The organism is Oculatella sp. LEGE 06141 (assembly GCF_015207605.1).
GTDB lineage: Bacteria > Cyanobacteriota > Cyanobacteriia > Elainellales > Elainellaceae > Oculatella.
The window spans coordinates 140,597-152,307 of sequence record NZ_JADEWO010000010.1; the positions used below are offsets into that span (position 1 = coordinate 140,597).

Here is an 11,711-nt window from a genome sequence, read left to right on the forward strand (position 1 = left end):
GTGTCGCCTAGTTACCACTAGAGTGGGACGTTGTCGCTTCAAGCGGCGGCTCTATCGGCCCAGGAGACGAATGGTGTTCCAACGCCTCCTCTGGTGGCGCAGGTCTGTGAGTGGCAAACTGTGGCAATATTTCTTCACTAAATGCCTGCGCGGCTTTAGACCGATACCGATTGGGGTTATAAATGACCGAAAGAACGCGATTAATCACAACTCCTTCAATCCGAGCCCGATGTAGGATACCCATTTGCAGCTCTTTTTCGATCGCCGAAATAGAAACAAACGCGGCTCCTAACCCGGCCTGTACCGCATTTTTGATAGCCTCAATCGAATTCAGCTCCATCTCAACCTTTAATCGCCGAGTTTCGATTCCACAGCGGGTTAAAACTTGATCGATAACTTTGCGAATCGTGGATTGTGAGTCCAGAGCAATGAACTGGAGCTTATAGAGGTCGTCCTTTTGAATGGTGACAGTTCGAGCCAACGAATGAAAGACGGGCAAAATCAGTGCAAGTTCATCTTCCGCATAGGGAATAATTTCTAAAGAATCTTGCAATTCAGGAGGCACCTCGCCACCAATAATAGCCAGGTCAATTTGGCCATTGGCTACACTCCAGGCCGTACGACGGGTGGAATGAACATGCAATTGCACAGCAACATCTGAGTACCGCTGCCGAAACAAACCAATCATACGTGGCAGTAGATAGGTTCCTGTCGTCTGGCTAGCGCCGACGATTAGAGTTCCACCCTGAAGATTTTGCAAATCTTCGATCGCCCGGCAGGTTTCCTGACACAGTGTCAGAATGCGATCGCCATAACTCAACAACAGATGCCCCGCTTCCGTCAACTGTGCGCGTCTGCCTCCTCGGTCAAACAATGGAACGTCGAGCTGACGTTCCAGGTTTTGCACCTGAAGACTAACGGCAGGTTGAGAAACATACAAACTGTCAGCCGCACGCTTAAAGCTGCCCTCAGCAGCAATAGCCTTAAGGATGCGGAGCTGATCCAAAGTAAAAGGAAGGTCAGACATGACGGCTAAACCCAAAAAAAGAGAAAGATCCGAACGCTCAAGTTAGTTACCGGAACGAGTTGGAATAGACATACCGTTTAAGCAAGGTGTCCGGGCATCACTTTCTACATCTTGATATACAAGTGTCACAGCTCTGGTGTTTTAAGACGACGTTAATCAACTTTGCCTCAGACATCAAAGCTAAACCCCAAAATGGGCAAGTTGAACTAAGGAGAATCATAATTAACAGACGGACGTTAGGTCGATGAGAACTTTACAACACGCAATTCAATTCTCCATAAGCTGCGTCCCCTCACTTCCTGTATCCATTTCCTGCTACAGGCGTACGCTGTTCTGCAATTGGCTGTTCTGCAATTGGTTATTTTGGTAGCTAAAGCATCTTATGAAGCGGGAGGTTGTCCAGGACTTTCTGAATTTACCAGGAATTGCGGGAGTCGCCCTAATGAATGGGCGGTCTCGTCCCTACTTTTGTGGAGTGGATCAAACCCTAAACTTTCAGCAAAAAGAAGCGCTGGCTCAAGGAATTCAACAGGTCGTTGAAACAACACCGGTCGGTTTCGAGTGTTTTGAGTTTCAGTTCACTGAGCATCGAGTCTATATCTACAAGTTAGAACATGGCATTATTCTCCTGGTCTTAACGGGCAAACCCTTAGTTTATTCAAGCTATGTGCAGGCAGTTGAACGGTTGAAGACCGAACTGCAAGAAGACATCTCCAATACGATCGCCACGTTTCGGTTACTGGCAGGCAACCTTACCCTCTCAGACCAAAACTACTGGAAAGGGCGCTCGGAGAGTCATTCCGTTACATCTGGGTATCCAGGTTTAACAGCAACAAGCACGCCTTTCACCGCAACTCAAACCGTTGACGACCCACCGCCGCCTCGCCACTCCTTCGCTCCTCAAGACCAGTCTAGCTTTACCTCCGCCTTCCTTCAGGCTGAACGTTCTGCCACCCCGTCCGTTCACGCTGATGTCAGTCTTAAAGAGTTGCTTGCAGCCCTAAACTACCTGAGCCAGTTCACAACGCAATACTTGGGCACCAACGTGGTCACAAATTACTGGAAATCCAGCCGCCCCACAACAGTAGATTGGCTGGGTCAGTTTGAAATTGACCGTGCTGCTCACCTGAACTTTGCCCCAGCAGACCGTTCCACACATCCTTCCAGTTTGACGGCAGAGCAGCATCGTTGGGTGCAAGAGTGGATTGCCACTTTTATTCAACGGTGTGCAAAGGTGATTCGCGACTTTCCGCTCATTATCGAACGGGCACTGGATGACCATCAACGGCATTTACTGTTCGAGCAACCCCATCATCGTTTGTAAAGAGGAAGACAATGGCTAAAACCGTTAGATTAGAACCGATCGCCCAAGAGACCTCAGTAGAGACGAATGGCAACTTGCTATCGGTCTTGATCAACAAAGATTTAGACGTTTTGCGCGAATGTGGTGGTCGGGGCATGTGCGCTACCTGCCATGTCTACGTTACAGATGGGATGGAAGCCCTTTCACCAATCAACCGCCGAGAACAGCGAACTCTGGAGGTGATCACCACCTGCAAAACCAACTCCCGACTCGCCTGTCAGGCCAGGGTATTAACCAACGGTGTTGTGGTTGAGCTACCACCTGGTATGTACATCAACTCGATCCAGGATATCGAGGCATTAATTGGACGCAGAGCAGAACAAGACCTGCTTCATCCTCTAACCGGTCAGGTTCTCGTCGAATCTGGAAAACTGATTACTCGGTCAATGCTTAAGCAAATCCAGGACTCTACTAGCTTCAAAATGGGTGAGTTCTTTTCTATGAGTAGCGACACCTAAGCTCAAAATCGGACGGAGGCACTGAGCGCACCTCAACCGCTTGCATTCAAGATGGTTGAACCAGTCCGCCCCAAAAAGCAATAAAAGTTAACGGCAACGGAGCAGCTTATCTGGCAACAACCAATCCAGTTGGAGAAGGCAACCCAATGCTTGATTGATGCCTCCATTGAGAAACATTGCCAGTCAGCCAGGAGCGTTAGTTCTCTATAACCACAGGGAATATTCAAAACTAAGAGTAGTCCTCGTAAAGCCACATTCGATCACGCTTCCCTGGCTCTGTTTAAGCACTCTCCCACTTCGTTTAACAACCTCAATTCACGTGAACGCGTGCCGTTTGCTGTGTGAGCGTTAACGACCCATTTTTTCCCTCTTTTCGGCTCACGACCTCCAGGTTGAACATGCCTGGTCTTACTCCCATTGTCGCCATTCCTGTCTACCAGAATTTGCCAAGAAAACTATGGTGATCGCAACTCCGAATCAAAATCCCGCCAGGCTCAGAAATCCTAAAAAGCACAACCATTATGGGTTTCGCGATTTTTTCCAGTTTGACCCCGACAAAGGCAACATCACAGACTGGAATGGAGCGCAAAATGTTCTCACAACAGAAGACTTTATTATCGGCTTAGTCGAAGGCTTAGAAGAGGAAGTGGGCGATGCGTCTGCGGCCACCATGTATACCATTGGCTGCGAATGGGGACAAAAAGACGCTTTCTTCTTTGAAACATGGTTTGAAAGAGAGTTTGAGCGGAGTGTGCGTCAAACCAATCTTTTATTCTTGCTTGAAACCTGGTGGTGGCCATTCACTTCCCAAGGGTGGGGACGGTGGGAAGTCGATATGGGCGATCGCAAGCAGGGGTTTATGTTTATCAATGTCTTCGATTCTGCGGTTGCCCGTTCCCTCGGTGATGTTGGAAAACCCGTTTGCTTTCTCTATGCGGGGCTGTTTGCGGGTTTCTTTACAGAGCTGGTTAAAAAACAGTTGAGCTGTATTGAAATTCAGTGCTATTCCATGGGCGAGACCTACTGCAAATTTTTGATCGGAGGTCAAGACCGAATTGATGCCGCTGCGTTCTGGATGAATGAAGGAGCAACGGCTAAAGACATCGAAAAACGGCTGCGGGTAGGAGATCGATTGGGATGAGTACCATGAATCTGGTTCAGACGAACGGCTCGTCTGCGTTGGTTAATCCTCCAGTCTGGCTACGCGCTTCGGTGCAAGAGTTCTTTACTACCTTCAATTGGGACGACAGCCCACCTGAGGTTCAAGAACTAAAACTGAATGCAATGGAGGAGGGCACTCCGCTCAGTATGACGTTGAGTGTGAGTCAGTTCTTTGGCGCGGTCGCCTGGGACGGGGCGGCGATCGCTGCGCCGCCCCTATCAGATTCGCCAACCGTCCTCACAGATGCAAAAGACTTTACGCTGGACGACTTTTCAGATTTGTTCTAATCTGCGTTCCTTGTGTCTGTAGATTTTGCTTGAGATAGACCCGATGGTAGATCCTGTTTGCCCCACCCTTTTCTGACAGTTAGACCTATGCATTCACAAATCGAAACCATTTTTGATGAAGCTGAAAACCGCTATCTTCGTACCGAAGAACTGAACGTGCTGAGCCAGTATGTAGACTCTCTGCCAGAGCGCATGGAAACCTACCGGATGATACGAGACCGTGAGCTGGACATCATGCAGAAAGTAGCCGATCAGCTTCAGGTTGAGATGGCTCAGGAAACCGTCGAAGCTCTAGAGCGCAGCATCAAGAATGCACTCCTGGCCTTGCGCTACTGCGCGATCGGTGCGTTGCTCAACGACGAGAAATTCGTGCAAGACCGCTTGTTGTCCTGGCTGGAGCAAAGGATGCACGTTTACAGTACCGAGGCGATCGACACTGCTCTTTATCAGTTACTCAATCAAGAACTGCGCCAAGTGCTTGGAATTCGCTACATGCGCTATCTCAGCCCAATGTTGACCCTAGTTGAGACGGCACTCTTTAAGCACCCTCCCATGACGGCTTCGGCCAACGGTCGATAAAGTCTAATCACGCTGAATTGGTCACATTCTCTACAAACTCTTCAATCACTCCTGGAACGTTCGCTATGATTTCCGTCGCTGATTTACTCGTTGACGATCGCATCCCTGGAAACTACTTTGCAACCGATGCCTATGTTCGGGGAGATCTGGAGATGGGCTTGCTGGAAAATCGGCAAGGTGGTCGTCTCCTGGCGTTGCCAGAAACGCTGTTGCAGGGAATTTATTCTGGACTGGATAAAGAAACGGGGCAGGCTGCTCGTCTCGTTTTGTTCAACTGCGGTCGCTGGTGGGGCAAGAACTTTTACGCTCGCTTCTGTGAAGACCTAACGGATTACTACAGAACACCGTTGGCTGATATGGACATGGTCGAATTTATGCACTGCCTGAAGCAGTGCTGGATCACCCACGGGTGGGGCAAGATTGACCTCGACCAAACCTATCAACACCGAGGATTTCTAGTTATCAACATTTGGAACTCTCCTTTTGCTCGGCTAGCCCTGCCTCAATCGCAACCGGTCTGTTTTTTGGAAGCGGGAATTTTGTCATCCTTCTTTAGCCAACTGACTGGCCGAGATTTACATTGTATTCAAACCACATGTGAGTCGATGGGAGCCGACTGTAACCGTTTCATCCTGGGGTTGGCTAAACGCGTTGAACCAGCCGAAACGATGGTAACGAACCTCGACCACGATGCCATCATGCAGCAACTTTGTCATCACTAGCGACCAATCATCCTACATTTGGGAAGTCATCCCCTGCTACACCGTGTCAGATCGATTAGGAACAGAGTTGAAAGGCTCTAAATACCGTCTTCTTGGGCTGGTTGGGCAGGGACAATTTGGTCAAGTCTATTGTGCTGTGCATCGGCAGACAGGTCGATTGGTCGCGCTGAAAAATCTAGAACATCAGCGGTTCCCAACCCATCAGTTTTTGCGGGAATTGCGATTTCTTTTAAGTTTGCAACACCCCAACATCGTTAACTGTCAGGCGTTGGAACATACCCGAACTGGGCGATGCCTAGTGATGGACTATTGCGAAGGGGGAACACTCCGCCAGCTAATGAACGAAGGGGTGTGTTTAAGCGTATCGCAAAGCTTAAAGCTAATTGCAGACGTACTGGCAGGACTAGAACAAGCTCATAGTCAGGGAATTGTACACTGCGACATCAAGCCCGAAAATATCCTTTTGACCCTACAGCCACACGGGTGGACTGCTAAAATCTCTGATTTCGGCATTGCTCGGCTGAGCCAGGAGCTTGCAAACGATGAAACTGGCAATACTGGCTCTCCTGCCTACATGGCTCCTGAGCGGTTTTATGGTCAGTATTCGATCACATCTGACTTATATTCTGTCGGTATTCTTCTATTTGAGCTACTCACCGGGCGACGCCCGTTTTCAGGAACCCCTGCGGAGCTGATGTCGGCTCATCTCAACTGCCCTGTAAAACTGCCTCAGAGCATTCCAGACCTGTGGCATCCGCTGATAGTGACCTCGCTGCAAAAGCTGTCGGCACGTCGATTTCGCTCGGCAGGAGAGATGCTAGCCCTGTTAAGGGCGATTGCCATGACAGAGGGATCGGGTTCCTGGCTTGATCCACAATCGGCTCAGCTTCCGTTGCTGCGATCGGCTGTCACCCTACCAATTTGTCCGTTTCACTATCAGCAACAGGAATTGCTGACGGCTCCGGTTAGGCAGATCGTAGCCGTGGAGGAACCACAGGATGAGTCAGTCCCAGGATCGCAGATCAATGCGTTAGACCGTCCAACGGCTGATTGGTATAGAGCAGCGGGCAAGCAGCTTCAGATTCTCAGGCACACCTCCCAGCTATGTAGAGACAAGAGCAGCCAACCCGTTATTGTTGCGCCTACGCTATTCGGCACAGGTTCATTTGCTGAGCCTCTACAAACAGTGTTTGCGTCTCCGCATGGATGCTTTGCTGCAACCGCTAAGGCGCTCTATTTGGTTGCCCGAACTGAATTACAGCAGGTTACTCCGCAATTCGTCACTGCGTTGGCCGAAAACAGTACTGTCGCCATCGACCCCAAAGGACGCTGGATAGCAGCAGTTGCCCCCACTTCTGACTCCAATAAATCTGCGTTGCGGTTTGGGCGACTCTCCAACCCACTCACGAAGGTGACATGGTCTTCTCCGATCCTGCTGCGTGCGTCAACTTCCACAGATCATGGCTTAAAGCTGCTGGCACTGGATTCTAGACATGCTGCGGTCATCTCATCGATTCCGGTTAGGGGGGCAGCGAGTCCTGCGAAAGCGTCGTTGGGAACGTTGATCGAGGTGTTTACTCGACGGGGAAATCGGATAACGGCCTTCACGCTACCCATCTGTCTGGAACGCGTGGTGCTTACTCCTACCCTATACCGTTTACTGGCAACCGATTGCAATGATCCTTACTCGGTGCTGTTGGTGGATTTGAAGCCCTTTCGGGTGGCACGGTTTGCTGTTGAAATTTTGCCTCAATTTCTATACGCTGCGACCTGGGGATATGTTCTTGCGGATGCCTGTGGTCAGATGGTATTTCTCGATCGACAGGGGCAGCAACTCAGTCGGCTAAATTTGCCCGCTCCCGTCACAGCGATCGCTCCGGTTTATCCTCATGGGTTGCTCGTAGCTACCTGGGCTGAAAACCGAGGAAACCTATACACTTTAAATCTGAAAGAGTTAGAGGTTAATTGGTTGTTGTAAGAATTCTAATCGTATGGATGCTCTGGTTCATCCTGGAATTTTAGAAAAAGCGGTAATCTATAAACGGTAACTCTTCGCATTCTCTGTTTTAGGTTTCAGATTTAACATGCCTTTTGATTGGCTTACGTCTAGCCATTTTGTCATGGTTGGGCTGCTCATCGGCTTTGCGATCGCCCACAGTGGGTTAGCCGCTTTGCGCCCGTTTGGTGAAAAGCGTATAGGTGCCCGACTGTATCGAGTGTTGTTTGCCCTGGTTAGTCTGCCGCTGGCTACAGTGTTGATCGTCTACTTTATCAATCACCGTTATGACGGCCTACGGCTTTGGAACGTGCAGGGTGTCCCCGGCGTTGATGTGGCCGTGTGGGTATTGTCTGGTATTTCGTTTATCTTCCTCTATCCAGCGACCTTCAATTTGCTAGAGATTGCTGCCATTCAGAAGCCGCAAGTTCACCTGTTTGAAAGCGGCATTATTCGCATTACTCGCCATCCCCAAATGGTTGGTCAGGTGATCTGGTGCATTGCCCATACGCTCTGGTTAGGAACGACCTTTATGGTAGTTACCTCCATCGGATTGATATTGCACCATGTGTTTGGAGTGTGGCATGGCGATCGCCGTCTCAGCGCTCGTTACGGAGAGGCATTTGAAGCGGTCAAAGCACGGACATCTATTGTGCCGTTCGGTGCCTGCTTACGAGGGCAGCAATCCTTGAAGTTCTCAGAATTTTTGCGTCCAGCGTATGCAGGAATTGCAGTCTTTGTGCTGTTGCTTTGGTGGGCACATCCCCTACTGATTAGTTCAACGCAGCGTGTGGGCTGGTAAGTGGCTTTTAGCAAACCTCAACGTCGCCGTTCAGACGTTAGGAAATCTCGATAAGCCTGGAAATCAGCCTCCGCCTCTGATCCAAATCCCTTTAGAATGATCCCAAAGCGACTTTAAAATCTAAACTTTAGAGGAATCATGATATTAGCTGTTAATGAACAGACATTTACAGACGAAGTTTTAAAGTCTCCTATTCCTGTTCTCGTTAACTTTTGGGCACCCTGGTGTGGCCTGTGCCGTCTGGTTAATCCAATGTTGTCTGAGCTGCAAGATGAATGGGGTGGACAGATCAAGCTGGTCAGCATTAATGCTGATGAAAACCTGAAGCTGGCTAACACTTACCGACTACAAACCCTACCAACCGTTATGTTGTTTGACGGAGGGAAACTCTTGAATCGGCTAGATGAATTTCGATCGCGCGATGATTTCCAGGTTACATCTAACAAGATTCAACTGGCGCTTGAAGCACTTGCGGTGAGTTACAGTTATCCAGCCTAGTAACCTAATAGATCAACAGGTGTAGTAACACTGAAGGCCATATTAGGTGTATCAGGCGCATTTGGTGCTTTGGTCATCTGGCAAATGATGCAATTGAGCGGCATAACTGGCAACAGCCTGGATGGTTGACAGAGGAACTTTGCAAAAATACTCGTAGCGAAATTGTTCTTCTTGAACCGCCCCCAGGAACTGAGCGATCGCCTGAGACATCTCCGGTTCAGAGAGATTGGGCTGGGTTGAGCCATGCCAACGAACCTGGATGCCATCCTCGGATGCTGTCAGTTCGAACCCAAACTGTTTGAGGCATCTCATGCCAACGGCTAGTGGGCGATCGCCAATATCTAGCGCGTCGTGAAATTGAAGGCGTGTAGCGGGTTGACCTGTGCGGCTCAGGTATTTGGCAATACCAACCAGCCGTTGCCATACCTGAGTTGGAGAACTCATCTTAGGCAAAGAATAGGCGATCGCCAGCTTTGTTTGCTCTCGAATGGCTCTGCGAAACCAGATCTGTAACTCCTCCCAACTGCTGGGGCATTGAGTTACTTGCAGCACAGCATCTTCTGCCACAACAGGTATTGGGTCAACGTTGCGCCAATCGACTATCCAGTCTACTGAACTGGCGGCAACCCTCTGGCTCTCTTCATGGGCACTCACCGCTATCAGGCGAACGTGATAGGTCTGATAGGTGTTAAAGTCCAGTTCAACGATCGCATCACATCGACCACGGGGCACATCGTCCTTGTAATGTCCCCACCAGACTCCAGGAAACCCCTCGCTAACAGAACCGTCCCAAATTTTGAAGTCAGTTTTGATAAAGCTAACTTTACCGCCCCGTCGATCCTTCAAGTTTCGATGATGAACATCCTCAAACCAGCAGTTTTGAACCAGCAGCTTTGGCACAGGATTTCCCATTCCATAGGGTTCCAGGAGTTTTAGAGTGCGAAACAATTCCTTGCCTAGATGTTCGACTGTTACTACTAAATCAGCCTGAATACTGGTCGTGACAGGCAACAGCGCTGCTTGCTGTTCTCGCAGTTGCCGATTGATGGCGGCTGCAAACAACGGAATATTTTCGACTGGCAAGCTTAAACCCGCCGCAAACGGATGACCGCCAAAACTCCGTAGAATAGCCTCGTGTGGTTTGATGAGCTGATAGAGATCAATTTGGTTGACCGAGCGAGCCGACCCACGCGCTAAGAGAGGTTCATCTGGTGTGGCGGCGTTTGGAGGATGAGTCGCTGTACTTAAAAGAATCGTAGGCCGATTGTATTCTTGGGCAATTTGACCTGCAACCAATCCCAAAACACCGACTGACCACTGCGGATCGGCTAAGACAATAACGCTAGTGGTGGATAGATCGAGTTCGCCTAGCTTGGCAGAGACCTGCCGTGCAACTTCTTTTTGCAAGGCTTTGCGCCGTGTGTTCGCTAACTCTGTCTCGTCTGCGAGCTGATGACAGCGAGCCGGATCGCGGCTGGTCAACAATTCGACACAAAAACGAGCATCTCCATAAATGCGGCTGATTGCATTAATGCGAGGGCCAAGGCCAAACGAAATATCGGTGGGGCGATCGCCGCTTTTTTTGCATAGTTCCAACAGTCGAGCGATTCCGGGACGGCGTGGCTGTAACTGTTTTTGATGCTGCTGAAGCTGCTCAATGCCCCGCTGAGCCAAATAGCGACAATCGCCAGTCAGTTCAACCAGGTCGGCAATCAGGCCGATCGCGACTAAATCTAGCAAGTCTTCTAACGGATGAGTCGGTACCGTTGGCAGGGTTTGGTAGAGTGCTTCAACCAGTTTATAGGCCACCGCCACACCCGACAGATGCGCTAGCGGATGGTCAGCAGGCAGCGATCGAGGATTGATGATAGCCGTTACGGGAGGGCGATCGGCAGGCAGCGTGTGATGATCGGTAACGATGATATCAATACCTAACCCAAGCGCATAATCAATCTCCTTGAGGTTAGTGCTGCCCGTATCGCAGGTGACGATCAGAGAATAGCCCTGGGCGGCCAGGCGATCGATACCTGCGGTTGATAAACCGTGCGAGTCGGCTAAGCGGTTCGGAATGTAATAGGTTAATTGCTGCGGTTGAAAAAACTGCCCTAAGCCATCCCACAGCACCGCTGTTGCCGTAATGCCATCAGCATCAAAGTCGCCCCAGATGGCTACTGGCTCAGCCTGTTGATAGGCTTGCTGCAATCGAGCGATCGCCCGGTGCATTTCCGGCCCAAAGTCGAACGGGTTAGACGGTTGATAGGTATTTGGATTAATAAACCCAGCCAGTTGCGCTGGATCACGAATTCCTCGTTGCCAGAGGATCTGTGCGGCGTAATCTCCCACCGCCTCAGGCGCATTCTGATGGACAGCTTGAATAAACCAATCGGGTAAGTCAAACTGAGGCTTCACTTGCCATTGAGGGGGTTCAAGCATATCCCTACTGTGCGCTGCTTCTCAATTCTAAAGAATCCAGGCAGCTATAACGTAGAGCTGTTTCTAGAGCCAAGGGGCTAAGCTCAACGCCTGACGGTGAATTATCAAATAATAAGCGGACTTGATACTCGATCAAGTCCGCTTATCTAGCGATCACGTCTGTGTGTAGTAGAGGCTGGTTTTTTGTAGGTCAAAAGAATCAGCCATCAATCAGCCCTTACAAAGAGGTACCGTCTAATTTCTAAGCCTGCACTGACTCTTTCTTCTTTGAGAACTTGAAGGCTCCAGCGGCAACGATCGCCAATGCGGCAACCGTTCCCGGTTCTGGCACCTTGGCTGGTTTATCGGGGTCAGGGGTTTCGTTGTTGGGCGGCGGGGTTGGGG

Annotated in this window: 12 protein-coding genes; 9 read left to right on the forward strand and 3 right to left on the reverse strand. The window is 49.9% G+C overall.

Annotated elements, in window-relative coordinates; translation table 11 throughout:
* Nucleotides 1-7 precede the first annotated feature (7 nt).
* Nucleotides 8-1,027, reverse strand: coding sequence for a LysR family transcriptional regulator (locus IQ268_RS10000; RefSeq protein ID WP_193878020.1), 1,020 nt, complete (start codon nucleotides 1,025-1,027; stop codon nucleotides 8-10).
* Nucleotides 1,028-1,409: 382 nt separating this feature from the next.
* Between IQ268_RS10000 and IQ268_RS10005 the strand changes: the two genes are divergently transcribed.
* The 9 genes from IQ268_RS10005 (at nucleotide 1,410) to IQ268_RS10045 (ending at nucleotide 8,894) form a co-directional block, all read left to right on the forward strand.
* A complete protein-coding gene (locus IQ268_RS10005; RefSeq protein ID WP_193878022.1) occupies nucleotides 1,410-2,351 on the forward strand; it encodes a hypothetical protein in 942 nt (313 codons plus the stop codon).
* 11 nt (nucleotides 2,352-2,362) lie between these two features.
* On the forward strand, nucleotides 2,363-2,848 hold the full coding sequence (locus tag IQ268_RS10010; protein ID WP_193878024.1) for a 2Fe-2S iron-sulfur cluster-binding protein: 486 nt from the start codon (nucleotides 2,363-2,365) through the stop codon (nucleotides 2,846-2,848).
* Between the two features lie 457 nt (nucleotides 2,849-3,305).
* A complete protein-coding gene (locus IQ268_RS10015; RefSeq protein ID WP_193878026.1) occupies nucleotides 3,306-3,989 on the forward strand; it encodes a V4R domain-containing protein in 684 nt (227 codons plus the stop codon).
* Complete coding sequence (locus tag IQ268_RS10020; protein ID WP_193878028.1) at nucleotides 3,986-4,297, forward strand: hypothetical protein; 312 nt, start codon at nucleotides 3,986-3,988, stop codon at nucleotides 4,295-4,297. Before IQ268_RS10015 ends, IQ268_RS10020 begins: the two co-directional genes overlap by 4 nt.
* Nucleotides 4,298-4,384: 87 nt before the next feature.
* Entirely contained in the window at nucleotides 4,385-4,876 is a 492-nt protein-coding gene (locus tag IQ268_RS10025) for a hypothetical protein (protein ID WP_193878030.1), read from the forward strand.
* A 65-nt stretch (nucleotides 4,877-4,941) separates the two neighbouring features.
* Nucleotides 4,942-5,598 carry a V4R domain-containing protein gene (locus IQ268_RS10030; protein ID WP_193878032.1) on the forward strand — a complete coding sequence of 219 codons (657 nt, stop codon included), beginning with the start codon at nucleotides 4,942-4,944 and terminating at the stop codon, nucleotides 5,596-5,598.
* Between the two features lie 43 nt (nucleotides 5,599-5,641).
* Nucleotides 5,642-7,576 (forward strand): serine/threonine-protein kinase, encoded by a 1,935-nt coding sequence (locus tag IQ268_RS10035; protein WP_339383236.1) that lies wholly within the window; start codon nucleotides 5,642-5,644, stop codon nucleotides 7,574-7,576.
* Between the two features lie 106 nt (nucleotides 7,577-7,682).
* Nucleotides 7,683-8,396 (forward strand): NnrU family protein, encoded by a 714-nt coding sequence (locus tag IQ268_RS10040; RefSeq protein WP_193878034.1) that lies wholly within the window; start codon nucleotides 7,683-7,685, stop codon nucleotides 8,394-8,396.
* Between the two features lie 138 nt (nucleotides 8,397-8,534).
* Nucleotides 8,535-8,894: a co-chaperone YbbN gene (locus tag IQ268_RS10045; RefSeq protein WP_193878036.1), complete on the forward strand. Its 360-nt coding sequence runs from the start codon at nucleotides 8,535-8,537 to the stop codon at nucleotides 8,892-8,894.
* Between the two features lie 51 nt (nucleotides 8,895-8,945).
* Here IQ268_RS10045 and recJ read toward each other — a convergent pair whose 3' ends face one another.
* Both recJ and IQ268_RS33360 read right to left on the reverse strand, forming a co-directional pair.
* The gene (recJ, locus tag IQ268_RS10050; protein ID WP_193878038.1) at nucleotides 8,946-11,327 is read right to left on the reverse strand and encodes a single-stranded-DNA-specific exonuclease RecJ; all 2,382 of its coding nucleotides are present in this window, start codon (nucleotides 11,325-11,327) and stop codon (nucleotides 8,946-8,948) included.
* Between the two features lie 241 nt (nucleotides 11,328-11,568).
* Nucleotides 11,569-11,658: a PEP-CTERM sorting domain-containing protein gene (locus IQ268_RS33360; RefSeq protein ID WP_370584656.1), complete on the reverse strand. Its 90-nt coding sequence runs from the start codon at nucleotides 11,656-11,658 to the stop codon at nucleotides 11,569-11,571.
* Nucleotides 11,659-11,711: the final 53 nt, after the last annotated feature.